A 25652-nucleotide genomic window follows, 5' to 3' on the forward strand; every position below is an offset into this window, starting at 1 on the left:
TGTCTCCGCCTTTTTGTATTTGTTTTAAGCGCAGCAGCCCTCGCGCGACCCGGTGAGGCCTGCGTATTCAGGGATGAGGGCGAGTGCCGGCCGGGATGCGGCCCGACCGGCTCCTGTACTAGCGGTCCAGCTCCAGGATGAGTGCTTCGGCCTCAGGCCAGTGACCGAAACCGGCCGCCGGATTGAGGTGGCCGACATCGCCCAGGTTGAGCAATTCGGCGCCCCAGCCTTGGGCCAGTTTAGTAGCGGCGTCCAGGCTGGCCAGGTGATCGTTGGTGCTGGCGGCCACCAGGCTACGGAATGGCAGCGGCCCTGTTGGCAGAGGATCCCATCCGCTGCTGCGCAGGGTTTCAGGGGATGGGTAGTTGGCGGGCCAGGCGGCCTCGAGATCCGGTGGCGCAGCCAGCAGGGCGCCCTTGATCGGACGACGAAATTGCGCGGCCCAGTGGGCAACCATCAGCACACCGGCGCTGTGGGCGACCAGGATGACCGGCCCGTCGATCTGTTCCAGCTCGTGCTGGATCGCCCGGACGCGGGCATTGCAATCGAGCTTGTCGGTTTCCAGCGGCGGCACACTGCGTACCTTTTCCAGCCTGGCTTCAAGCAGCGTTTGCCAATGTTCGGCAACGTGCTCGCGCAGGCCCGGTACGATCAGAACGGTTGCGGCGGTTTGCAGTTTGTTCAATTCAACACCTACGCTTTCTCGATGACTCGACTGGCTCGTTGGCCAGGGGCTTTTTGTAGGACTGACATTAAAGATCGCCCCCCCCTTGCGCTTTTCATTGGACGTCAGGCACTTTTCATTTGATGACACGCTTTGCGCCGCCGGGCGCCGGCAACCGCTGGTCGAAAATCCCCACGGGATCGCTGCGGGTCACTGTAATCAATGGGGAGCGTCAAATGCCCTTGGACAACAGTCGTCGGCCGGGCAGAATCGGGCGTGCACCGGCGTCAACCGCACAACTGTTCAAGTGCCAACGTGCTGGATATAGTCGCCAGGTTCAATTGATCGCAATTGGCTAAGGAAAGACCTTCGAATGCCCAAGCTTGTTCGCGCCGCCGTCTTGACCAACTACCTTGAGGTCACCCAATACCTGGGTTTCAACCCACACGATGTACTGGCCGGCGTCGGCTTGACCAAGGCCCAGCTGCAAGCCCCCGGGCACCGCATCCCTATCGATGCCGCCGTGCGCCTGCTGGAGGATTCGGCCGTTGCCAGCGGCTGCCAGACGTTCGGCTTGAGCATGGCCGAGTCACGCCAGCTCTCGGACTTCGGCGTGGTCGCCTTGCTGCTCAGCCATCAGCGCACGCTGCGCGATGCCTTGCAGGTGGTGGTGCATTACCGGCACTTGATGAACGATTCGCTGGCGATCTTCATCGAAGAGGCCGGCAAGATGGTGATCATTCGCGAAGAGGTGGTCACCGAATCGCCGATGGCCAGCCGACAGGCCACCGAGCTTGCCATCGGCGTGATGTTCCGCCTGTGCGCCGCCCTGCTCGGCGCCCACTGGCATCCCTACAGCGTCAACTTCACCCACCAGCCCCCCGACAACCTGCACCTGCACCGGCGCCTGTTCGGCTGCACCCTGGAGTTCGGCAGCGAGTTCAACGGCATCGTTTGCGCAGGCGCCAGCCTGGACATGACCAACCCCAACGCCGACCCGGCCATGGCCCGCTACGCCCAGAGCTACCTCGACTCGTTGCAAAGCACCGAAAGCACGTCGATGCTGTTCGAAGTGCGCAAGGCCATCTATCTGCTGCTGCCCATGGGCCGCGCCACCATCGAGCAGATCGCCCAGAGCCAGGGCATGAACGTGCGCACCCTGCAACGCCGCCTCAAGGACGATGGCTGCGCCTTCAACGACCTGATCAACGACGTGCGTCGCGACCTGGTACTGCGCTACCTGGAAAATCCGAACTACTCGCTGGGGAGGATCGCGGACATGCTTGGCTACGCCATGGCGAGCTCCTTCACCCGCTGGTTCATCAGCCAGTTCGGCATGCCGCCGGCGGCGTGGCGGGCGCAGAAGCAGGGTTCGGCAAAAGCCCCGGCGGATGCTGTCCCACCGAAGATCTCCTGATATCGCGGCGCAAAAAAACCGGCGTGACCGTCGACCCATCTCTCACAGCTGCACCCGATCAACTGTGGGAGCCGGCCTGCCGGCGATGGCGGCCTCAAAGCCGCCCCATCTCCCCCGGCCGCACCCAATCTACTGTAGGAGCCGGCTTGCCGGCGAAGGCGTCCTCAAAGCCGCCCCATCTCTCGCGGCCCTACCCGATCTACTGTAGGAGCCGGCTTGCCGGCGATGGAGGCCTGACAACCAACCCCTCACTCGCGGCCCTACCCGATCCACTGTAGGAGCCGGCTTGCCGGCGATGGCGGCCTCAAAGCTGACCCATCTCCCACGGCCGTACCCGATCTACTGTAGGAGCTAGCCTGCTGGCTCCCACAGTAGTGGGGACAGCCGCGAGTGATTGGTCAGCTATGAGGCCGTCATCGCCGGCAAGCCGGGCTCCTACAGTGGATTGAGTACAGCCGTGAGAGATGGGTTGGCTGTGAGGCCGCCTTCGCCGGCAAGCCGGGCTCCTACAGGGTGTGCCCGGTGCGAATGCACCCTCGATGACCCAGCAAAAAAAACGGCGACTGCTGGTACAGTCGCCGTGTAAAGACCGGTGTGGGTAACACCGGTCGAGCGCTTCACTGTGACGAGGAGCCAGCCCAGTGAAGCCCTGCGATAAAACCTGTGGAAGACCTGCCCTCAGAGCCCCCAGCGCAACAACAACAACAGCACCAGCACGACGAGGAACACCGTCTCCCCCACCATCAGCAGGATCGGCTTGATGCCCACCGCCGCCAGCTCCTTGAGCTGGGTCTTCATGCCCAGGGCGCTGATGGACACCACCAGGCACCAGCGCGACAGTTCATTGACCGAACCCTGCACCACCGGGGCAATCCAGCCGGTGCTGTTGATGCACGCCAGGATCAGGAAACCGACGGCGAACCATGGCAGCAACGGTGGACGTTTGCCGGTCGGATCGGCGCCTTGCATACGGGTGATCATCGCGGCGGTGACGATCACCGGCAGCAGCATGGCGACCCGCATCAGCTTGACCACCGTGGCCGTGTCACCGGTCTCGGTGGACATGCTGTAGCCGGCGCCGACCACCTGGGCCACGTCGTGGATGGTCGCTCCGAGGAACACGCCCGCCACCTGTGGCGACAGTTGCAGCCAGTTGGCGATCATCGGGTAGACGATCATCGCCATGGTCGACAGCGCCGAGACACCGATCACCGTGAACAGGGTCGCGCGCTCTTTTTGCGGGTGGTTCGGCAGCGCGGCCGCCAGGGCCAATGCGGCCGATGCGCCGCAGATCGCGGTGGCGCCACCGGTGAGCATGCCGAACAAGCGTTGGAAGCCCAGCGCCTTGGCCGCGATCACCGACACACCGATGGTCACCACCACCAGGATCACCACCAGGGCCACGGGCTTCCAGCCCAGCGCCGCCATCTGTTCGAGGGTGATGCGCATGCCCAGCAGTGCCACGCCGATACGCAACACGGTCCGCGCGGTGAACTCGATGCCGGCCTTGCAGGCGCCCTCACCGGCGAGGAAGTTCAGCGCCATGCCCAGCAGCAGGGCGAACAGCATGACCGGCGCACCATAGTGCTCGGACAAGAACGAGGCGGCGGCCGCCACGATCAGACTGACGATAAACCCCGGGGCCAATTCGCGCGTGCGACTATGGATACGGGTAAGGGCGATGGCGCTCATGGCGCGGCCTCCTCGGGAACGATGACGATGAACGCCTGGCCGTCGATGATCTCGACCGGGTAGTTGTTGACTTTCACCTGCCTGGAATTGAGCAGGTAACCGCTGTGCAAATCGAAGCGCAAACCGTGGGCGCAACATTGAATGACCCGCCCCTCAAGACGCCCGCCACACAGCGAGGCGCCCTGGTGCGGGCAACTGTCGTCGATGGCGAACAGCTGGCCGTCGACGTTGAACAAGGCCAGGCTCTTGTCCTCGAACTCGAACAACGCCCGGCCGCCGGCCTGCGGGTGTTTGCCGGCAGGTACGGGAATGCGCCGGGTCATGCCGGCTGCCGCTCGCGTTCACTTTCCTTGAGTGCTTCGTGCATGGCCCCGAGCAGCGCCTGGGCAGGTTGGGCACCGATCACCGTCATGCGGCCGTTGAACTGAAAGCTCGGCACGCCACTGGTGGCAGCGGGAGATCCCTCGAAAGGCATGGCGTCGCCCTTCAGGCAATCGCGCAGCGCATCCGCATCGATACCGCAGGAGCGGGCGATGGCGAGCAAGGTCTCACGGCAGCCGAGGTTTTCACGCTTGCGAAAGTAAGCCGCGAACAGCCGCTCGAGCAGCATTTCACGCTGGGCAGGATTGCCCAGTGCGCTGGCTCGCTCGAACAGGCGATGGGCGTCTGCGGTGTTGGGCATTGTCTCGATCTGGCTCAGGTCGATGCTCAGTCCCACCGCCGCGGCAGCCTGCTGCACCTGGGCCTGGCGCATGGTCATGGCGTCGGCATTGCCCAGGCGCTTGCGGTAGAAATCGGCGAAGGGCTCGCCTTCTACCGGCAACTGCGGCAGCAACTGCACGCCATGCCACACGGTGCTGATCTGCACATCCGGATGGCGACTGCGCAACTGCACCTGCGCATGCTCCAACTGGCGTTTGCCGATCAGGCACCAGGGGCAGATAAAATCGAAAAACACATCAACTTGTAGACGACGACTCACAACTTCACCTCTAACCCGGCCTGGCTGACGGGGTCAGGCACGCTCTGACCCTGAAGGCGGGCAATATCTTTGTGGTAATGACACTTGGCGAAAAAGAACACCGCTGCCGCCGCGAGGCTGACCAGTGGCACCAATTGGAACGCGGCATGCAGGCCGATGAGGTCCGACACCCGTCCGGTAATGAACGGTCCTGGCGCCAGGCCCAGCATGTTGTTGGCCAATGTCAGCGTGGCGAAGGCCGTGCCGTGGACCGAGTAATGGGTCAGGTTGGCAACCATCGCGCCAGCAGGACCGGTGGTGCCGGTGGCAATCAGCATGCCCAGGCAGATCAGCGCCAGTTGCAGTGGCCCTGCCTGTAGCGCGAACGCCGCCGACAGCAGCAGGCAGCTGCCCAGGCAAAACGCGATGGCCAGGCTGACCTTGCGCTCCGGCGAATTACGGCACAGCCGATCGCTGAGCATGCCGCACAGGATCATCCCGGCGCCGCTGCACAGGACGATGATCGCAGCCATGCCGCCCGCCTTGTCCGTGGGCATGTCGTAGTAGCGATTGAGGTAGCTGGGAATCCACACCATCACCGTGCCGCCGACGAACAGCTGCAAGCCACTGCCGATGTAGGTCGCCACCACCGAACGGCTGGACCACAACGTGCTCAAGGGACGCTTGACCGCAGCTACCTTGTTCGCCAGCTGGGCTGCACGCTTGGGCGCAATCTTCGCTTCCTTGACGATGATCGGGTACAGCACCGCCAGCATCAGGCCGAACAGCGCCATGCCGGCGAACGACCAGCGCCAGCCGAGCTTGGCGGCGATCGCACCGCCCAACGCCATGCCCAACACCGAGCCGAACATCCCGCCCGCCATGAAGGCACTGGCCAGGGTGGCCCGCATGTGTTTCGGAAACACCGAAATCACTACTGCGATGCCGACGCTGCCGTAGGCCGCCTCGCCGACGCCCACCATGAACCGGGCGATGAACATTTGCTGATAGTCCTGCGCCAGGGCGCAGCCCAAAGTGGCCACGCTCCACAGCATCGCCATCAGCGCCAGGCTCTTGACCCGACCGAAGCGGTCGGCCATCAGCGACAGCGGAAAGGTCAGCAAGCCGACCATCAGGGCGACAATGCCACTGAGCAGGCCCAGTTGACCGTCGCTCAGGGACCACTCGCTCTTGAGCAGCGGGAATACCGCATTGAGCACCTGGCGCGACATGTAATCGGAAATCAACAGGCCGAACGTCAGTGCAAAGACAATCCAGGCATATTTACGCGCAACGTTGACGCAACCAGCGTCGTCATCGTCGGCGATTGGGTGAAAGGCCATGCAGCCTCCTCAAAGCTTTTATTTATTTTTGTTATCAAGCGTTTTGCAATGCGCACGAGAGGTCACGGACTCCCGTGCGCACTACGGGTCAGCCGCGTTGCGGCACACCCTTCTGCCCAGCCTTGCGGTTGGGGGACATTCCATTGGCCAACAGGGTGTCTTCGATGCTGTCGTACTGCACACCGATGCGATAGATCTCACGGGCTTCTTTGCCGGTGGCGATTTCGCGACCCAGTTCGTGGGCAATGCGTACGGTTTGCTTGATCTGCGCGACCGAGCCGAAACGCTCGCCCTTGTGATCAATGATAGTGTCTTCGTTGCCCACGCGTGGGTGCAGCCCCATGGACATCGCCATGGTGTTGAACGGCAGCACGTTCTTGAGCAGCGACTCGGAGGTCAGGGTGCAGCCATCCGGCACACGGTGGATGAAGTTGAAGAAGTTGAACGGGTTCGGACCGTCGAAACCACCGCCGATGCCGATCCAGGTCAGGTTCAGCGGGCCCTTGTAGATACCCTTGCGCACCAGGCGCTCGAGGGTTTCGTAGGCATGGATGCCGGTCAGCTGGAAGTGCGGCTGGATGCCGTTGTCCATCAGGCGCTTGAGGTGCTCGGCAACCCAGGCCGGGCCGGCCGGTACGGTCATTTCGCTGTAGGCGGCCTGGACCATCGGGTTGGCCAGGGAGGTGCCTTCCAGGTATTCCGGGTACAGCAGCTCCATGATGTTCATCTGGGTGGTGTTGATGGCCACCGTGACCTGGTCCGGTTTCGGCGTCAGCTCGGCCAGCATGTGGCGAGTGTCGTCGGACAGCCACTTGGCCGCTTCACCATCGCTTTCCGGGGCGAAGGAAATCGAGCCACCGACCTGGATGATCATGTCCGGCACGGCTTCGCGCACGCCGGCGATCAGCTCGTTGAACTTGGACAGGCGCTTGGAGCCCTTGCCATCCAGTTCACGCACGTGCAGGTGCAGGACCGTGGCACCGGCTTCATAGCATTCGACCGCTTTCTGGACTTGCTCGTCCATGGTCAGCGGGATGTCTTCCGGGAAGTCTTCAGGCATCCACTCAGGGCCGTACGGGGCCACGGTGATGACCACTTTTTCCATGGTTTCGGGGTGCAGGGAATCGTCGAAGAATTGCATGGTTTACTCCAGTTCTTATGATTGTCCCGTCCGCCCGGGTCGTGGCCGGGCAGACGTGTTTACGAGTGCGTATGCAGAAGGGTTGATCAGAAAGTCTTGTCGCCGATGATCCCGGCGCGCTCCATCTTGCGATGGCACGGCGGGTAGTCCATGACCGCGTAATGCTGGGTACTGCGGTTGTCCCAGATGGCGATGCTGTTGGGCTTCCAGCGCCAGCGCACCTGATACTCAGGGATGTACGCCTGGCTGATCAGGTAGCGCAGCAACTCGCCGGCGCCTGGGTTGGCGTCCTGGCCGAAGCGCACCCGCTCAGGGGTGTGGTAGTTGCTGAAGTGGGTGGTGAAGGCGTTGACGAACAGCACCTTCTCGCCGGTTTCCGGGTGGGTGCGCACCACCGGGTGTTCGGCGTCCGGGTACATCGCCTTGAGCCCCAGGCGTTTTTCGATCGGCATGGCCGCGCCGAAGCTCGCTTCGATGCTGTGGCGGGCGCGCAGGTCGGCGATCTTGAGCTTTACGTCTTCCGGCAAGTTCGCATAGGCCTGGACCATGTTGGTCCACATGGTGTCGCCGCCCACTGGCGGGCATTCAACACAACGCAGCACGGCACCCATCGGCGGCACTTCGCGCCAGGTGGCATCGGTGTGCCAGGCGTTTTCGTAGCGGTCCATCGGCTGGTCAGGATTCTTGTAGATGCGCACCAGCCCCGGATGCTCCGGATCGCTGCCGGCCACCGGGTGGTCTTCCAGCTCGCCGAAGCGCCGGGCGAAGGCCACGTGGTCGGCGCGGCTGATGTCCTGGTCGCGCAGGAACAGCACCCGGTGCTTGAGCAACTGGGCACGAATCTCGGTAAACAGACCGTCGTCATGCACCGCGTCGGCGAGGTTCACGCCGATCAGTTCGGCGCCGATGCTGCAGGTCAATTGTTCGACTTTCATGGCTGGCAGCTCCTTAAATGACGAAAATCGACGAGCCGGTAGTCTTGCGCGACTCAAGATCGCGATGCGCCTGCACCGCGTCCTGCAACGCGTAGTGCTGGTTGATCTCGATCTTGATGCGGCCGCTGCCAACGTGGTCGAACAACTCACCGGCCAGGGCGGCTTTTTCCGCAGGGTCGCTGATGTAGTTGGCCAGGGCCGGACGGGTCAGGTACAGCGAACCTTTCATCGCCAGCATCACCGGATCGAACGCCGGGATCGGCCCGGATGCGGTACCCACGCAGACCATCAGGCCACGGGGTTTCAACGAATCCAGCGAACCCATGAAGGTGTTCTTGCCAACGCTGTCGAACACCACGTTGACGCCCACGCCGTCGGTCAATTCGCGAACACGAGCGGCGACGTCTTCATGGCTGTAATTGATCGTATGGTCGCAACCGTGAGCACGGGCGATTTCAGCCTTTTGCTCGGTGGAAACCGTGCCGATCACGTTCAGGCCGAGCAACTTGGCCCACTGCGAAACGATCAGGCCAACGCCACCGGCGGCAGCGTGCAGCAGGACAGTGTCGCCTTCCTTGAAGTCGTAGATGCGGCGCATCAGGTACGACGACGTCAGGCCGCGCATGGTCATGGCCGCCGCGGTTTCGAAGCTGATGGTTTCCGGCAGCTTGATCAGCGGCGCGGCCGCGATCAGCCGTTCGGTGCTGTAGGCGCCGAGGGTGTTGAGGAAACCGGTATAGGTGACACGATCCCCCACCTGGACGTTGGTCACGCCTTCGCCGATGGCCTGGACCACACCGGACGCCTCGACCCCCATGCCGTTGGGCATCGGGATCGGGTAGGTGCCGTTGCGAAAGTAGGTGTCGGCATAGTTCAGGCCGACCGCTACATGACGCAGACGTACCTGACCAGGACCGGGATCACCGACTTCTACATCCTCATAACGAAGGACGTCGGGACCACCGGTTTCGTAGAAGCGTACGGCTTTGGCCATTTTTCTTGTTCTCCAGTCTGCAATATTGGCTGCTGCGTCGATTTGCGCTGATTGGACTGTAGGATGCCGCCCAAACAGCCGCTTCTCATCAGACGACAATGGCTTTTCATTTCATGACAGTGCACAGCGTGGCGTTCTCGGCGGTGGATGACTTATTCCATTCCGCTCGCTACCCTGCATACCTTGGCGCCAGCCGGCGCGGGTCAACCCACACTCCGTCCAGACGAGCGCGTCATGAAATCCCCCGCAGGTTTGTTGCTGTCGGCCATCGAGCTGGACCGTGCCAGCGCCATTCCCTTGTACCGCCAGCTGTACTTGCAGATTCGCAAGCAGATCCTCGGCGGTCGGATCCAGGGCGGCGTGCGCCTGCCGTCGACCCGCACCCTGAGCAAGGAACTGGCACTGTCGCGGATCACCATCCTCAATGCCTTCGATCAATTGATCGCCGAAGGTTTCCTGGCCTCGCGCACCGGGGCCGGCACCTACGTCGGCACCGAGTGGGAACAGCGCACGATGGTCGACGACGGGCAGGCGCGCCAGCCGCCTCGCCTGTCCGACCTGAGCCAGTCGATGCTGTCGCTGCGCAGCGATCACTTTCGCGGGGTGTCCTATGCCGACTGGGACCCGTCGACCCCGACCTCGTTCCTGCCCAGCCACAGCACCTACGATTCCTTCCCGCAAGCGATCTGGCGACGCCTGATGAACCGTCACCTGCTCAAGCCGAGCAAGGCCATGCTCGGTTATGGCGAGCTGCAAGGCTTGCAGGCGTTGCGCACGGCCATCGCCGAGTACGTCTTCGACGCCCGGGGCATCGACTGCGACGCCGGGCAAGTGGTGATCGTTTCCGGAGCGCAGCAAGCCTTCAACCTGCTGGGCATGCTCCTGCTCAACCCGCAGGACAGCGTGTGGATGGAGGACCCGGGGCACATCGCGGCGCGCATCGCCTTGCAGGCCCAGGGCGCGCGGGTGGTGGCGCTGCCTGTCGATGATCAGGGGATCGATGTCCAGCAGGGCCTGGCCCGCTGCCCCGATGCGCGCCTGGTGTTCACCACCCCCTCGCGCCAGCATCCCCTGGGCGTGACCCTCAGTTATGCGCGACGCCAGGCCCTGATCGACTGGGCGGCGCGCCAGCAGAGCTGGATCATCGAGGACGATTGCGACAGCGAACTGCGCTACAGCGGCCGCCTGCTTCCGGCGCTCTACGCCATGGACCAGATGGCCCGGGTGATTTACGTCGGGACCTTCAGCAAGGTGCTGTTCCCGTCGCTGCGACTGGGCTACGTAATCTTGCCCCAGGCCTTGGTCGAACCCTTCTGCACCTTGCGTGCGGTCATGGATCGCAGCCCACCCACCGTGCTGCAGGCGACCACGGCGGACTTCATGGTCGAAGGCCACTTCCTGGGGCACATCCGTCGCTTGCGCACGCTGTACCAGGCTCGCCAGCAGGCGCTGGTCGAACAGCTTGAACAGCAGATTGGCGGGTTCTTCAGGATCACCACGGTGGACGCCGGCATGCACCTGATCGCCTGGCTTCCGCCGACGCTGGATGACGACGCCATTGCCAAGCAACTGGCCCGGCACAACATCCACACCTATGCCCTCTCCGACTACTGCATCGAGCACGTGCTGCCACCAGCCCTGCTGATCGGTTTTGCCGGCACCCCTGAACACCAGGCCCGGGAACGCGTCGCGGCGCTGGCCCGGGCGCTGGTCGCGATGGGGTGCCTGGCGCAGGCCACTTGAAGCCCGCAAGTGGTCTTATCAATTAACTGATAATGGATCTATCGAGAGTTCCTGACTGGCGCGATAAAGGCTGCGTCGCAAGACCCCGTGTCTGAACCAGGAACGACTCGAATGAACAATAAGATCCAGGAACGATTCAACGCCTTGCTCGGCCATAACGTGGTCGAAGACGGCACGGCGCCGGTGCTGACCGACGCACTGGCCCGGCAGCTGCTCGACCGCCTGGCGCAACTGCGCCTGTTCGCCCACGCCTACCCGCTGCTGACCAACCTCACCCATGGTCGCGTCACCCCCGCCGACCTGCTCGACTTCGCCTATCGCCACGAGCTGCAAGGCCTGAGCCTGCACTTGCTCGACGGCGAGCAAAACAGCCTGAGCCAGATGACGCCCGCGCAACTGCAGGTGTTTGCTGACAAGGCCAGGGCCCTGGGCCTGGATGTGCATCTGGAAATCAGCAGCACGCTGAAAAAGGACGTCGACCAGGTGATCGCCATCGCCCTCGCCCTGGGCGTGCGCAACATCCGCGTCTACTCGCGCTACGAGGGTACGCTGTCGCAAGTGATGGACGTGATCGAAACCGACCTGCACTACCTCGCGCAGCAGGCGGACAAGCACGACCTGTACTTCGACTTCGAGCAGCATGAAGAACTCAAGAGCGACGAGATCGCGCAACTGCTGACCCGCCTCGACCACCCTCGCCTGCATGCACTGTTCGACTTCGGCAACATGATCAATGCCTGCGAACAACCCCTGCAGGCCCTGCGTAACCTGGCGCCGCACATCCGCCAGGCGCACCTCAAGGGCGTGCGCGTGGTCCCCGAGCAAAATGGTTTCGGCCATTACGGCGTCCTGCAGGGCAGTGCCGAAGACGACCTGCCCAGTGCCCGCCTGCTGTTCGAACTGTTGATGCTGGGCGAAACCCGCCCGCAGGTGATCGCCTTCATCCTCGAGCAGGAAAACCACTACGTCGCCCCGGCGTTCCGCCAGACCACTGAGGCGGCCGATCCCTTCATCGCCTACCGGGAAATGAGTGATACGCCACTGCCCGACGGCTTCTCGCTGGAACGAATGCTGGCCGACGAACACCGCTGGGCGAACAACCAGGTCGCCTATGTCCGCGGCGTGCTGGCCGAGTTGCGCACCCTGGCCGAACTCACCCTCGCCGATACCTGCAACGCCTGAACCCGACGCTACGAACCGATTACGCCCGGAGAACAATAATGACAACGCAAAACAAGGCCAAATGGCTACGATTCCTGATCCTCATCCTCGGTGGCGGCACCATCTACAAACTGGCCAACCTCAAGGACGCCTTCTATGTGCCCATGCAGGAATTCATGGGCCTGAGCCACACTGAAATCGGCATGTTGCTCAGCGCCAACGCGATCATCGCCACCGCGCTGTTCGTGGTCGGCGGCCTGCTCGCCGATCGCTACGACACCCGCAAGCTCATTCCCCTCGGCCTGATCGGCACTGGTGGCCTGGGTCTGTACCTGGCGACCTTTCCTCCCTTCAGTAACCTGCTGATCGTGTTCAGCCTGCTGGCGGTGTGCGCCGACTGCCTCTTCTGGCCGTCGTTGCTCAAGGCCATCCGCAACCTCGGTGACGACCAGGAACAGGGTCGGCTGTTCGGCCTGCTCGAAGGCGGGCGTGGTGTCGTCGATACGCTGGTAGCCTTCTGCGCGCTGGGCGTGTTCGTCGCCATGGGTTCGGGCGAAGCCGGCCTGAAGTCGGCGATCCTGTTCTACTCGGTGATCGACATCCTGGCCGGCACCCTGACCTGGTTCCTGCTCAAGAGCGGCGGCACCCAGTCCACCGCCAAGCCCGGCAACGGCCTGGCGAACCTGTTCGAAGCCATCAAGGTGCCGGGCATCTGGCTGGTCAGCCTCAACGTGTTCATGGTCTACATCGTCTACTGCGGCCTGACCTATTTCATTCCCTACCTCAAGGAAATGTACGGCCTGCCCGTGGCCCTGGTGGGCGCCTACGGCATCATCAACCAGTACTTCCTGAAGATCCTCGGCGGCCCTGCCGGCGGTTTCATCGCCGACAAGCAGTTCAAGAGCACCAGCCGCTACCTGAAGTGGGCGTTCCTGGCGCTGCTGCCGCTGATGGCCGTCATCCTGTTGATTCCGAAAAGCCCGAGCTTCATCTATGCCGGCATGGCCGCCACCCTGTCCTTCGCGCTGATCGTGTTTTCCATGCGCGGCGTGTTCTGGGCGCCCATGGGTGAAGTGGGCATTCCCCAGCACATCACCGGGTCGGCATTCGGCATCGGCTGCCTGATCGGCTATGCGCCGGGCATGTTCGCCTACGTGATCTACGGCGCCATCCTCGACCACTTCCCCGGCCAACAGGGCTATAACTATGTGTTCAGCCTGATGAGCGGGTTGGCGATCGTTGGCTTCCTGGTGTCCAGCCTGCTGTATCAATCGGTGCGCAGGAACGCCACCGTCACGGGCAAGGTGAGTGCAGCACAGGCTTGATCCTGACACTGTGTATCACTGTGTATCTGGGCAACCGCTGGATACAGGGGCTGACACCGGCCCCGCTCTTCGACACAGCCCAGATACGTCACCGCGTTCAAATGCAGGCAGGGTTTAAAGGGGATCGACCCGATCCCCTGGCCAGCGGCTTGAACAGGAGACATCAGCATGAAGAAGGCACAGCACAACGACAAAACCGGTAACCCTCGCCGCCGCCTGGTCGGCTCGTCGATCCTCGCGCTGAGTCTGCTTGGCGTGCTGGGTGCCGCCCACGGCCAGACGTCCACCACCGCGCAGCCTGCCGCGACCCCGGCCGGCGCCACGCAAGCGGCGCCCTCGCCGTTCGGTCCGCTCAAGCATGTCAACGCCGGCCTGCTGGACGTGGCGTACGCCGAAACGGGGCCGGCCGATGGCCCGGTGGTCATTCTGCTGCACGGCTGGCCCTACGACATCCACAGCTACGACGAAGTCGCCCCCTTGTTGGCGGCCAAGGGTTATCGCGTGCTGATGCCTTATGCGCGCGGCTACGGCGATACGCATTTCCTGTCCGACAAGACCCTGCGCAATGGCCAACCAGCCGCGCTGGCCAGCGACGTCATCGACTTCATGGACGCACTGAAGATCAAGCAAGCGGTGCTCGGTGGCTATGACTGGGGCGCGCGTTCCGCCGACATCGTTTCGGCGCTGTGGCCGGACCGGGTCAAGGCCCTGGTGTCGGTCAGTGGCTACCTGATCGGCAACCAGGCCGCCGGCAAGAACCCCCTGCCGCCCAAGGCCGAGCTGCAATGGTGGTACCAGTTCTACTTCGCCACCGACCGCGGTCGCGCCGGCTACGAGAAAAACACCCATGACTTCGCCAAGCTGATCTGGCAAACGGCCTCGCCAAAATGGGCCTTCGACGACGCCACCTTCGACCGCAGCGCCAAGGCGCTGGACAACCCCGACCATGTCGACATCACCGTGTTCAACTACCGCTGGCGCCTGGGCCTGGTCCAGGGCGAAAGCCAATACGAAGCACTGGAGCAGAAACTGGCCACGGCACCGTCCATCAGCGTGCCGACCATCACCCTGGAAGGCGACGCCAACGGCGCGCCCCACCCCGCCCCCGAGGATTACGCCAAGCGCTTCACCGGCAAATACCAGTTCCGCCTGATCAGCGGCGGCATCGGCCACAACTTGCCACAGGAAGATCCTCAGGCATTCGCCAAGGCGGTGATCGATGCGGATCATCTTTGAGCCCCGGCGACGGGGCCTGACAGCCACCCGCTCTCCCGCGGCGGTACTCGATCTACTGTAGGAGCCGGCTTGCCGGCGATGACGACCTCACAGCCACCCCCCTCTCTCGCGGCTGTACTCGATCTACTGTAGGAGCCGGCTTGCCGGCGATGACGACCTCACAGCCGCCCCCTCTCTCTCGTGGCTGTCCCGATCTATTGTGGAACCGGCCTGCCAGCTCCCACAGTTTTACCGGAGTACAGCCGTGGGAGATGGGTTGGCCGTCAGGCCGCCATCGCCGGCAAGCCGGCTCCTACAGTTTGATCGGCGTACAGCCGTGGGAGATGGGTTGGCCGTCAGGCCGCCATCGCCGGCAAGCCGGCTCCTACAGTTTGATCGGCGTACATCCGTGGGAGATGGGTCGGTTATAAGGCCGCCATCGCCGGCAAGCCGGCTCCTACAGTTTGACTGGTGTGCATCTGTGGGAGATGGGTCGGTTGTGAGGCCGCCTTCGCTGCGATGCGGCGACCCGACGAGCCAGCTCCTACAGGGGATCGGGGGTAGTCGCGAGAGTTTGGCCGGCAGTGCACTGGAGCGCAAAAACCAGTGCACTGGGCGCCAAGCCAGCCCCTGGCAGGTGCGCGTAGTTTTGTCTCGTGGGTTAGACGTTCGTCCTGACCTTCACCTGGATAACAACAAGATTTCTGGTGACCCATGAGTACAGTAGATCCGATCACCCTGGCCGTGGTGCGCGGCGCCCTCGAAACCGCGCAGCGCGAAATGACCATCACCCTGGAAAAGACCGGTCGTTCCAGCGTTTTCAACCTGGCCCACGACTATTCCAACGCCCTCTTCGACCACCTGCCGGAAATGATCCTGCAAGGCCAGGACATCCCGATTCACTTAGGCTCGCTGATTCCGGCGATGAAATGCGTGGCCGGTTTCTTCGGTGACGATGTCCAGGAAGGCGATGTGATTTATCACAACGACCCCGCCTACATGGGCAGCCACATCCTCGACTGCTGCATGTACAAACCGGTGTTCTACCAGGGCGAGCTGGTGTTCTGGGCGGTCTGCAAGGGTCACCTGACCGACATCGGCGGCCCCGTGCCCGCCGGCTACAACCCGGATGCCAGGGAAATCTACGCCGAAGGCTTACGGATCCCGCCGGTCAAGCTCTGGTCCCAAGGCAAGCGCCGAGAAGACGTGATCAACCTGTTGCTGACCAACATGCGCGCCCGGGCCTATCAGGAAGGCGATCTCAACGCCCAGTACGGCGCCTGCAATGTCGGCGAACGCCACTTGCTGGAATTGCTCGATCGTTATGGCGTGGAGCAGGTGCGCGCCTGTATCGCCGAATTGAAGGACATGGCGGACCGGCACATGCGCGCCTTGCTGCGGGAGGTGCCAGATGGCTTCTACAGCGGCACCGCCGTGCTGGAAGACTCGGGCCATGGGCTGGGGCAACTGTCGATCACCGCCCAGGTGGAAATTCGCGGCGACGAGGCGCACATCCTGATCGAAAGCCCGCCGCAGGTGCCCTACTTCATCAACTCCTACGCCGGTAACTCTGTGTCCGGGGTTTACCTGGGGCTGATGATGTTCGCCCAGGTGCCGCCGCCGTACAACGAAGGGCTGTACCGCTGCGTGTCCGTCGACCTCGGCCCGCCGGGAACCTTGTGCAATGCGCAAGAACCGGCGCCCCACGTCAACAGCACCACCACGCCGATGGAAACCCTGGCCGACGCGGTGCGCCAGGCGCTGGAGCAGGCGGCCCCCGACCGTGTCACCGCCTCCTGGGGTCACGCCAGCGGGATCAACATCGCCGGCCATGACCCGCGCAATGGCAACGACGAGTACGTGACCATGGTGCTCGCCTCGATCATCTCCGGTGCCGGTGCGAACAAGGCCATGGACGGTTGGCCGGCGTGCGGTCCGCTGTGCTGTTTCGGCGCGTTGATGTCCGGTGATATCGAGTTGCTGGAGTATTCCTATCCGATCCTCATCCATCGCTACAGCCTGATGACCGACAGCGGTGGTGCCGGCGAATTTCGCGGTGGCTCGGGGACGCGCATCGAAATCGAACCGCTGAACCACGCCATGACCGTGGTCGGGTTCGGCGAGGGGCGGCAACTGCCGACCTCGGGTGCCGCGGGCGCGACCAACGTTCTGCTCGAACCGAAGCTGGGTCGGTTGATTCACCGCACGCTCGACGGTGAGGAACAGTCCTTCATCTACAACGCCCAGCTCACCGCGCAACCGGGCGAACGGGTAATCAACGTCAACCCTGGCGGCGGTGGTTATGGCAACCCTCTGCGCCGCCCGGTCGCCAGCGTGGTCAACGACGTGCGCAACGGCCTGGTGTCCCGCGAAGGCGCCCGCCTGGAGTACGGCGTGGTGCTCGACAGCCACGGCCAGGTCGATGACGCCGCGACCAACGCCTGCCGTTCGCCCCATTAACCGAGCCCGGCCCCTCTGAGCAATCTGGAATCCCTGATCATGAGTAAACAACAATATCGCCTGGGCATCGACGCCGGCGGCACCTTCACCGATTTCATCCTGGCCGACCGCAGCGGCAACGTGCAGCTGTTCAAGGCGCCCTCGACGCCCCAGGACGGCACCATCGCCATCCGCAACGGCCTGGCGCAGATCGCCGACGCCATCGGCCGCACACCCGCCGAGATCATTGGCGACTGCGACCTGTGCATCAACGGCACCACGGTGGCGCTCAATGCGCTGATCGAAAAAACCGGGGTCAAGGTGGGCCTGCTCTGTACGGATGGCCATGAAGACAGCCTGGAAATCCGCCTGGGCCACAAGGAAGACGGCCATCGCTACGACGCCAGCTACCCGCCGGCCTATATGCTGGTGCCGCGACACCTGCGGCGCCCCATCGGCGGGCGGATCATCAGTGACGGCAGCGAATACGCGCCGCTCGACGAGAACGCGATTGTCCAAGCCATCGAGTATTTCCGCGAACAGGACGTCAAGGCCGTGGCCATTTCGTTCGTCTGGTCGGTGCGCAATCCGCGCCATGAACAACGCGCCGCCGAGATGGTGCGCGCGGCACTGCCGGGCGTATTCGTCTGCACCGGCAACGAAGTGTTCCCGCAGATCCGCGAATACACCCGCACTTCGACCACCGTGGTCAACGCCTACCTGAGCCCGGTCATGGGCCGCTACATCGAACGCATCGACGCCTTGTTCGAAGAGCTCGGCGCGCAGCAGCCCACGCGCTACTTTCAATCCAACGGCGGCCTGGCGCCCGGCGTGGTGATGCGCGAACGCGCGGTGAATGCGATCAACTCGGGGCCCGCGTCCGCGCCGCAAGCCGGGTTGTGCGTGGCGCAGCCGTTCGGCATCGACAACGTGATCACCGTGGACATGGGCGGCACCTCGTTCGACATCACCTTGAGCAAGGCCGGACGCACCAATTTCAGCAAGGACACCGACTTCCTGCGCTATCGCATCGGCGTGCCGATGATCCAGGTGGAAACCCTCGGCGCCGGCGGCGGCTCGATCGCCTACCTCGACGACTTCGGCATGCTCCAGGTCGGCCCGCGCAGCGCCGGCGCCAACCCGGGCCCGGTGTGCTACGGCAAGGGCGGCACCGAACCGACCGTCACCGACGCCAACCTGGCCCTGGGCTACCTGGCTGACGGCGCGCTGTTGGGCGGCAGCATCCGGCTCGATCGCCAGGCTGCCATCGCGGCGATCCGCAGCAAGATCGCCGAGCCCTTGGGCATCAGCGTCGAACGCGCTGCCCTCGGCATCATCACCCTGGTCAACCTGAACATGGTCAGCGGCATCCGCCGGGTGTCGGTCGAGCGCGGTTATGACCCCCGGGACTTTGCCCTGATCGGCGCGGGCGGTGCGGCGGGCATGCACGTCATGCGCCTGGCCGAGGAGATCGGCAGCCAGGTGGTGCTGATCCCGAAAGTGGCGTCCGGGCTATGCGCCTACGGGCAGATTCTGTCGGACATCCGCTACGACCAGTTGACTACCTTGCCGATGCGCCTGGACGACCAACTGGTCGACCTGCCGTTGCTCAACCAGACCTTGCGCGACCTGCGCGAGCGCGGCATGCACAACCTGCGTGAAGATGGGTTCGGCGCTGGCAATAACGTCGAATGCCTGTACAACCTGGAGATCCGCTACCTGGGGCAGATCCACGAATGCAGCGTCGAACTGACCTGCGATCAACTGGATCAGGCCGGCCTGGTGGCGTTGCGCGAGGCGTTCCACACCCGGCACAAGGCGCTGTTCTCCTACAGCGAACCGCAAAGCCCGGCAGAACTGGTCAACCTTGAGTGCTCGGTGATTGCGCGCTTGCAACGACCTCCCATGCCTGAGCTGCCGCAACCTGCCGAGGATGTCGCGGCCAGGGCCAGCGGTCATCGCCCGATGCTGTTCAGCACCCAGTCGTCCTGGCAGGAGACGCCGGTGTACAACGGTGATCGGCTGCAAGCGGGGCAAAGGGTGCAAGGCCCTTGCGTCATCGAAGAGGCGACCACCAACATCGTCGTGCCGCCTGGCTGGCAGGCCGAGCTCGCGCCATCGGCCACCTACCGGCTGACACCTGGTGATTGACCGCCCGTAAGCATTGGCAAATGATGGCAGACCCACGGTGCCGGCGGCTGTTTGCGTCGGCATCGTCCTCATAATAAAAATGATACGAGGGCAGCCATGGCATACAAACTCTCCACCCGCTCCTGGCCAGACAGTCAACGCCAGCCGCTCTGGGCCCAGGCCATTGGCAGCGCCTATTTTCCGTTGTCCCTGGAATTCGCCCCCAACAGCCCGTTCAGCGGCAGCCTGCAGATCTGGGAAACCGGCAGCACCGCGCTGACCCTTTCGCGCCTGCGCTCCAGTCAACTGGGCTATTCGCGCAGCAAGGCCCAGGTCAGTGAAGACCACGAAGCCTGCTACCTCGTCACCGTCCCGCGGCGCAGCGAAGTGCATTTCGAACAGGACGGCCGGGCCCTGCATTGCCAGCCCGGCGGCTTCATCTTCGAACGGGGCGACGCGCCCTACCGCTTTCACTATGCCAGCGACAACGATCTGTGGGTGTTCAAGCTCCCCGAACGCGCGCTGCATGGCCAACTGCGCGGCGCCGAGCGCTACACGCGCCTGTGCTTCGACGCCAGGCGCGCACTCGGGCGGATCTTTGTCGATCAACTGGCAATGTGCGCCGCCCGTTTCGACGAATGCGACGCGGCCGCTCGGCACATGCTGCTCGAGCAGGCCCTTTCGACACTGTTGATGGCCTTGCGTGACGATGAGCGGGTGCTCAGCAGCGAAAGCTCGAACCTGGCCGCCCTGCATCTGCAACGGATCGAGCAGTACATCGACCAGCAACTGGGCAACCCCGACCTGGCGCCGCAGATGATCGCCGACGCCTGTGGGTTGTCGGTGCGTTATCTGCATAAGCTGTTCAGCAGCACGCCTCATAGCCTCGGGGAATGGATTCGCCTGCGCCGTCTTGAGGCGGTCAACAGGGGGCTGCACGACCCTGGCTGCCACCTGTCGATCGGCGAGCTGGCCATGCGTTGGGGTTTCAGCGACCAGGCGCAGTTTACCCGCAGCTTTCGTCGACACTTTGGTTGTACTGCCCGAGAGGTGCGCAGTGGGGGCAAGCTGAATTTGCGTAACGCACATCCGTAGGAGCCGGCTAGCTGGCGATGCGATGGTGGCCGTGATGCCGCCTTCGCTGGCAAGCCAGCTCCTACAGGTTTTGTGCAGGTAAGTTGAATTTGCGGCGTACGCACATCCGTAGGAGCCGGCTTGCTGGCGATGCGGCGACCCGACAAGCCGCAGGATTTCCATCGGCCGTAAAGGCCATCGCCATCCCCCTCCCCCTCTTTTCATCGCCTTGCGACCAGAAACTCCCATCAGGCTATTGCGCATCCGGTATTATGGTATACCATCATACGCACAGACACCTTTCACCCTGATACGGAGCAGCTCATGAGTTTCGAAATCCGCAAGATCGTCAGCTATGTCGAAGAAACCTTCATCGAAGGCGGCAAGGCCACCGACAAGCCCGTGACCATGGTCGGGCTGGCCGTGGTGATCAAGAACCCTTGGCTGGGCAACGGCTTCGTCGAAGACCTCAAGCCGCAAATCCGCGCCAACTGCTCCGATCTCGGCGCACTGATGGTCGAGCGCCTGGTCGGCATCATCGGCGGTGCCGAGAAGATCGAAGCCTACGGCAAGGCCGCCGTGGTCGGTGCCGACGGTGAAATCGAACACGCCTCCGCGGTGATCCACACCCTGCGCTTTGGCAACCACTACCGCGAAGCGGTGAAAGCCAAGAGCTACCTGAGCTTCACCAACAAGCGCGGCGGCCCGGGTACTTCGATCCAGATCCCGATGATGCACAAGGACGATGAAGGCCTGCGTTCGCACTACATCACCCTGGAAATGCAGATCGAAGACGCGCCGCGTGCCGATGAAATCGTCGTGGTCCTGGGTTGCGCCGATGGCGGCCGCCTGCACCCACGCATCGGCAATCGCTACATCGACCTGGAAGAACTGGCTGCCGAAAAAGCCCAGTAAGCCGGTCGGTCACTACAACAAAAAGGTATGCAGGAGCGCTCCATGATTCGGCTCACCGCTGAACGCACCCCGGCTGGCACCAGTTACCTGGCGACCGGCCAAGGCCAGCCCGTGGTCTTGATCCACGGCGTGGGCCTGAACAAAGAAATGTGGGGCGGCCAGATCGTTGGCCTGGCCACGCAATACCGCGTCATCGCCTACGACATGCTGGGCCATGGCGCCAGCCCTCGCCCTGAAAGCGGCACGCCGCTGCTCGGTTATGCCGACCAGTTGCTCGAGCTGCTCGATCATCTGCAATTGCCCAAGGCGGCCGTGATCGGTTTCTCCATGGGCGGGCTGGTGGCGCGGGCTTTCGCCCTGCATTACCCGCAACGCCTGCAAAGCCTGGTGGTGCTCAACAGCGTGTTCAATCGCACCGCTGAACAACGCGCCGGCGTGATCGCCCGCACCAGCCAGGCCGCCGAACACGGGCCGGATGCCAACGCAGAAGCCGCGTTGTCACGCTGGTTCAGCCGCGAATACCAGGCGGCCAATCCGGCGCAGATCGCCGCGATTCGCCAGACGCTGGCGGGCAATGACCCCCAGGGTTACCTGACCACCTATGAACTGTTTGCCACCCAGGACATGTACCGCGCCGAGGACCTGGGCAACATCCAGGTACCGGCGTTGATCGCCACCGGCGAGCTCGACCCGGGGTCGACTCCGCAAATGGCCGAGCAACTGGCCCAGCGCATTCCCGGCGCCAAGGTTGCCGTACTCGCCGAGCAGCGCCATATGATGCCCGTAGAATCGCCGCGCCTGGTCAACCAGCTGTTGCTGGAGTTTCTCGACACTGCGCACTCCCGACAAAACCAGATCAAGGGGATCGTTGCATGACACTCGCACGCTTCCAGATGTGCATCGGCGGTGAATGGGTCGATGCCCTCTCGGGCAAGACCTTCGAAAGCCTGAACCCGGCCCTGGCCGAACCTTGGGCCGAACTGCCCGATGCCGACGAAGCCGACGTCGAGCGCGCCGTACAGGCTGCGCAGACCGCTTTCGACAGCCCGGCCTGGCGTGGCCTGACCGCCACCGCCCGCGGCAAGTTGCTGCGGCGCCTGGGCGACCTGATCGCTGAAAACAAGGAACAACTGGCGCAGTTGGAAAGCCGCGACAACGGCAAGCTGATCCGCGAGACCCGCGGCCAGGTCGGCTATCTGCCGGAGTTCTTCCACTACACCGCAGGCCTGGCCGACAAGCTTGAAGGCGGCACCCTGCCGCTGGACAAGCCGGACCTGTTTGCCTACACCGTGCACGAAGCCATGGGCGTGGTCGCGGCGATCATTCCGTGGAACAGCCCGCTGTACCTGACCGCGATCAAACTGGCACCAGCCCTGGCGGCGGGCAATACCATCGTGATCAAGCCTTCCGAGCACGCCTCGGCGACCATTCTCGAACTGGCGCGTTTGGCACTGGAAGCCGGCATCCCACCGGGCGTGGTCAACGTTGTTACCGGCTACGGCCCGAGCACCGGCGCCGCCCTCACCCGCCATCCGCTGGTGCGCAAGATCGCCTTCACCGGCGGCGCCGCCACGGCCCGGCATGTGGTGCGCAGCAGCGCCGAGAACTTCGCGAAGTTGTCCCTGGAACTGGGCGGCAAATCGCCGAACATCATCTTCGCCGACGCCGACCTCGACAGCGCGATCAACGGTGCCATTGCCGGGATCTACGCTGCCTCCGGGCAAAGCTGTGTGTCGGGTTCGCGCCTGCTGGTGCAGGACGAAATCTATGACGAATTCGTTGCTCGCCTGGTGGACCGCGCCCAGCGCATCCGCATCGGCAACCCGCAGGAAGACAGCAGCGAAATGGGCCCGATGGCCACCGCGCAGCAGTTGGCCGTGGTTGAAGGACTGGTGGCTGATGCCATTGCCGAAGGGGCAACACTGCGCCTGGGCGGCAAGCGTCCAGAGAATCTGGGCGACGGCTGGTTCTATGAGCCGACCCTGTTCGAATGCGACCGCAACTCGATGAAGATCATGCAGGAAGAAGTGTTCGGCCCGGTGGCCTCGGTCATCCGTTTCAAGGATGAAGCCGAAGCCCTGGCAATCGCCAACGACTCGCAGTTCGGCCTCGCCGCCGGCATCTGGACCCGCGACCTGGGCCGTGCCCATCGCCTGGCCCGGGACGTGCGTTCGGGGATCATCTGGGTCAACACCTACCGCGCGGTGTCGGCCATGGCGCCGATCGGCGGTTTCAAGAACAGTGGCTATGGACGCGAAAGCGGCATCGATTCCGTGCTGGCCTACACCGAACTGAAAACGGTGTGGATCAATCTATCCCAGGCACCGATGCCTGATCCGTTCGTGATGCGCTAGGAGTCCTGAGAAATGATCGAACCCGGCATTTACAAAGACGTCATGAGCTCGTTCCCTTCCGGGGTCACGGTGGTCACCACCCTGGACCCGGCTGGCGGCATCGTCGGCATTACCGCCAGCGCCTTCAGTGCGCTGTCGATCGATCCGGCACTGGTGCTGTTCTGCCCCAACTACGCCTCTGACACTTACCCGATCCTGCGCGACAGCAAGCAATTCGCGATTCACCTGCTGTCCGCCGACCAGACCGCCGAAGCCTATGCATTTGCCGGCAAAGGCAAGGACAAGGCCAATGGCATCGAGTGGCACTTGAGCGAACTGGGCAACCCGTTGCTGCGCAAGGCCACGGCGATCATCGAGTGCGAACTGTGGCGCGAATACGATGGCGGCGACCACGCCATCATCGTCGGTGCGGTGAAGAACCTGATCCTGCCCGAGCAACCGGTGACGCCGATGATCTACCACAAAGGCAAACTGGGCCCCCTGCCCGCCCTGGCCTGATCGGTTCCACACAACCCCCTGTAGGAGCGAGCTTGCTCGCGAAAAACGTCCAGACAACGCGGGCACTCAGACAGCCCGCGTCATCGTTAACGTCCATCGCGAGCAAGCTCGCTCCTACAGGTAATCACCCTCTTCTCCAGGAGCCGGCATGAGCCCAGCAGCCTCGTTACTGTTCCGCCAGCAGGCCTACATCAACGGCCAATGGCTGGATGCGCCCAACGGTGCGCGACAGGACATCTTCAACCCGGCCACCGGCGAACTGATTGGCCAGGTGCCGAACCTCGGCGCCGAACACGCCCGCCTGGCCATCGACGCCGCCAACACGGCATGGCCGAGCTGGCGTGCGCTGACCGCAAAAGAGCGCAGCAACACACTCAAGCGCTGGCACGCGCTGATGCTGGAAAACGCCGATGCCCTGGCCGAAATCCTCACCCTCGAACAAGGCAAACCCTTGGCCGAAGCCAAGGGAGAAATCCTCTACGCCGCCAGTTTCATCGAGTGGTTCGCCGAAGAAGCCAAACGCATCTACGGCGACACCATTCCCAGCCACAAGGGCGATGCGCGCATTGTCGTGAGCAAGGAGCCGATCGGTGTCGTCGCGGCGATCACCCCGTGGAACTTCCCCGCGGCGATGATCACCCGCAAGGCCGGCCCGGCGCTGGCCGCCGGATGTCCGTGCATCGTCAAGCCAGCGCCGGAGACGCCATTCTCGGCTCTGGCCATGGCGGCGCTGGCCGAGCAGGCCGGTATTCCTGCCGGTATTTTCAACGTGATTACCGGCGATGCCATCGCTATCGGCGCCGAACTGACGGCAAGCCCGCTGGTGCGCAAACTGTCGTTCACCGGCTCCACGGCCATTGGCAAGTTGCTGATGGCGCAGTGCGCGCCGACGCTGAAAAAGGTCTCGCTGGAACTGGGCGGCAACGCACCTTTTATCGTCTTCGACGACGCCGATCTGGAACGAGCGGTGGACGGCGCGTTGATCGCCAAATTCCGCAATGCCGGCCAGACCTGTGTCTGCGTCAATCGCTTCCTGGTGCAGGACGGCATACACGACGCCTTCGTCGCGCGACTGGCCGAACGGGTGTCGCAACTCAAGGTTGGCAGCGGTTTCGCCGACGGCGTCACCCAGGGCCCACTGATCAACGAGCGCGCCGTGGCCAAGGTTGAAGACCATGTGCAGGACGCGCTGGCCCAAGGTGCACAGCTGCTGTGCGGTGGCGAACGTCACGCCCTGGGTCACGGTTTCTTCCAGCCCACGGTATTGGCCGGCATCACCACGCAGATGAAAGTCGCCCGGGAAGAAACCTTTGGCCCGCTCGCCGCGGTGTTCCGTTTCGCCAGCGAAGCCGAGGCCGTGCAGATGGCCAACGACACCGAATTCGGCCTGGCGGCCTACTGCTACACCCGCGACCTGGGCCGCGCCTGGCGCATGAGTGAAGCCCTGGAATACGGCATGGTCGGGATCAACGAAGGGTTGATCTCCACTGAAGTCGCGCCTTTTGGCGGGATCAAATCCTCGGGTCTGGGGCGTGAAGGCTCCAAATATGGCATCGAGGATTACCTGGAACTCAAATACACCTTGATGGGTGGGCTGTGAATCAATACCTGTAGGAGCCCGGCTTGCCGGCGAAGGCGCCCTCAAGTACGC

The 25652-nt window shown here is 63.4% G+C and carries 21 protein-coding genes; 13 read left to right on the plus strand and 8 right to left on the minus strand.

What is annotated here, in order from left to right:
* Nucleotides 1–118: 118 nt before the first annotated feature.
* A complete protein-coding gene (locus ACYP2Q_RS29830) occupies nucleotides 119–685 on the minus strand; it encodes an RBBP9/YdeN family alpha/beta hydrolase (protein WP_459733762.1) in 567 nt (188 codons plus the stop codon).
* A 352-nt stretch (nucleotides 686–1037) separates the two neighbouring features.
* Between ACYP2Q_RS29830 and ACYP2Q_RS29835 the strand changes: the two genes are divergently transcribed.
* A complete protein-coding gene (locus tag ACYP2Q_RS29835) occupies nucleotides 1038–2081 on the plus strand; it encodes an AraC family transcriptional regulator (RefSeq protein WP_459733763.1) in 1044 nt (347 codons plus the stop codon).
* A gap of 678 nt (nucleotides 2082–2759) precedes the next feature.
* Here the strand turns inward: ACYP2Q_RS29835 and ACYP2Q_RS29840 are convergent.
* From ACYP2Q_RS29840 to ACYP2Q_RS29870, 7 genes are all read right to left on the minus strand, one after another.
* Nucleotides 2760–3773, minus strand: a complete 1014-nt coding sequence (locus tag ACYP2Q_RS29840) for a YeiH family protein (RefSeq protein ID WP_459733764.1) — start codon at nucleotides 3771–3773, stop codon at nucleotides 2760–2762.
* Complete coding sequence (locus ACYP2Q_RS29845) at nucleotides 3770–4096, minus strand: Rieske (2Fe-2S) protein (RefSeq protein ID WP_046817492.1); 327 nt, start codon at nucleotides 4094–4096, stop codon at nucleotides 3770–3772. Before ACYP2Q_RS29845 ends, ACYP2Q_RS29840 begins: the two co-directional genes overlap by 4 nt.
* Nucleotides 4093–4755, minus strand: a complete 663-nt coding sequence (locus ACYP2Q_RS29850) for a DsbA family oxidoreductase (RefSeq protein WP_459733765.1) — start codon at nucleotides 4753–4755, stop codon at nucleotides 4093–4095. Before ACYP2Q_RS29850 ends, ACYP2Q_RS29845 begins: the two co-directional genes overlap by 4 nt.
* On the minus strand, nucleotides 4752–6077 hold the full coding sequence (locus ACYP2Q_RS29855) for an MFS transporter (protein WP_459733766.1): 1326 nt from the start codon (nucleotides 6075–6077) through the stop codon (nucleotides 4752–4754). Before ACYP2Q_RS29855 ends, ACYP2Q_RS29850 begins: the two co-directional genes overlap by 4 nt.
* An 88-nt stretch (nucleotides 6078–6165) precedes the next feature.
* A complete protein-coding gene (locus tag ACYP2Q_RS29860; RefSeq protein WP_459733767.1) occupies nucleotides 6166–7218 on the minus strand; it encodes a beta-keto acid cleavage family enzyme in 1053 nt (350 codons plus the stop codon).
* A gap of 86 nt (nucleotides 7219–7304) precedes the next feature.
* The gene (locus tag ACYP2Q_RS29865) at nucleotides 7305–8153 is read right to left on the minus strand and encodes a TauD/TfdA dioxygenase family protein (RefSeq protein ID WP_459733768.1); all 849 of its coding nucleotides are present in this window, start codon (nucleotides 8151–8153) and stop codon (nucleotides 7305–7307) included.
* A 13-nt stretch (nucleotides 8154–8166) separates the two neighbouring features.
* Nucleotides 8167–9147 carry a quinone oxidoreductase family protein gene (locus ACYP2Q_RS29870; RefSeq protein ID WP_459733769.1) on the minus strand — a complete coding sequence of 327 codons (981 nt, stop codon included), beginning with the start codon at nucleotides 9145–9147 and terminating at the stop codon, nucleotides 8167–8169.
* Nucleotides 9148–9381: 234 nt separating this feature from the next.
* Between ACYP2Q_RS29870 and pdxR the strand changes: the two genes are divergently transcribed.
* The 12 genes from pdxR (at nucleotide 9382) to ACYP2Q_RS29930 (ending at nucleotide 25601) form a co-directional block, all read left to right on the plus strand.
* Nucleotides 9382–10890, plus strand: coding sequence for a MocR-like pyridoxine biosynthesis transcription factor PdxR (gene pdxR, locus ACYP2Q_RS29875; protein ID WP_459733770.1), 1509 nt, complete (start codon nucleotides 9382–9384; stop codon nucleotides 10888–10890).
* Between the two features lie 111 nt (nucleotides 10891–11001).
* Nucleotides 11002–12072 (plus strand): sugar phosphate isomerase/epimerase family protein, encoded by a 1071-nt coding sequence (locus ACYP2Q_RS29880; RefSeq protein WP_459733771.1) that lies wholly within the window; start codon nucleotides 11002–11004, stop codon nucleotides 12070–12072.
* Nucleotides 12073–12110: 38 nt separating this feature from the next.
* Entirely contained in the window at nucleotides 12111–13376 is a 1266-nt protein-coding gene (locus ACYP2Q_RS29885; protein ID WP_459733772.1) for an MFS transporter, read from the plus strand.
* A 168-nt stretch (nucleotides 13377–13544) separates the two neighbouring features.
* Nucleotides 13545–14612 carry an alpha/beta fold hydrolase gene (locus tag ACYP2Q_RS29890; RefSeq protein WP_459733773.1) on the plus strand — a complete coding sequence of 356 codons (1068 nt, stop codon included), beginning with the start codon at nucleotides 13545–13547 and terminating at the stop codon, nucleotides 14610–14612.
* Between the two features lie 693 nt (nucleotides 14613–15305).
* Entirely contained in the window at nucleotides 15306–17051 is a 1746-nt protein-coding gene (gene capB / locus ACYP2Q_RS29895) for a caprolactamase subunit beta (RefSeq protein ID WP_459733774.1), read from the plus strand.
* Between the two features lie 39 nt (nucleotides 17052–17090).
* A complete protein-coding gene (gene capA / locus ACYP2Q_RS29900) occupies nucleotides 17091–19181 on the plus strand; it encodes a caprolactamase subunit alpha (protein ID WP_459733775.1) in 2091 nt (696 codons plus the stop codon).
* A 96-nt stretch (nucleotides 19182–19277) separates the two neighbouring features.
* On the plus strand, nucleotides 19278–20255 hold the full coding sequence (locus tag ACYP2Q_RS29905; protein WP_459733776.1) for an AraC-like ligand-binding domain-containing protein: 978 nt from the start codon (nucleotides 19278–19280) through the stop codon (nucleotides 20253–20255).
* Nucleotides 20256–20558: 303 nt separating this feature from the next.
* Nucleotides 20559–21149, plus strand: coding sequence for an amino acid synthesis family protein (locus tag ACYP2Q_RS29910; RefSeq protein ID WP_459733777.1), 591 nt, complete (start codon nucleotides 20559–20561; stop codon nucleotides 21147–21149).
* 42 nt (nucleotides 21150–21191) lie between these two features.
* Entirely contained in the window at nucleotides 21192–22025 is an 834-nt protein-coding gene (locus ACYP2Q_RS29915) for an alpha/beta fold hydrolase (protein WP_459733778.1), read from the plus strand.
* Nucleotides 22022–23503 (plus strand): aldehyde dehydrogenase, encoded by a 1482-nt coding sequence (locus tag ACYP2Q_RS29920; RefSeq protein ID WP_459733779.1) that lies wholly within the window; start codon nucleotides 22022–22024, stop codon nucleotides 23501–23503. Before ACYP2Q_RS29915 ends, ACYP2Q_RS29920 begins: the two co-directional genes overlap by 4 nt.
* A gap of 12 nt (nucleotides 23504–23515) precedes the next feature.
* On the plus strand, nucleotides 23516–24001 hold the full coding sequence (locus tag ACYP2Q_RS29925) for a flavin reductase family protein (RefSeq protein ID WP_459733780.1): 486 nt from the start codon (nucleotides 23516–23518) through the stop codon (nucleotides 23999–24001).
* A gap of 148 nt (nucleotides 24002–24149) precedes the next feature.
* Nucleotides 24150–25601, plus strand: coding sequence for an NAD-dependent succinate-semialdehyde dehydrogenase (locus ACYP2Q_RS29930; protein WP_459733781.1), 1452 nt, complete (start codon nucleotides 24150–24152; stop codon nucleotides 25599–25601).
* Nucleotides 25602–25652: the final 51 nt, after the last annotated feature.

The organism is Pseudomonas sp. MHK4 (assembly GCF_054600775.1).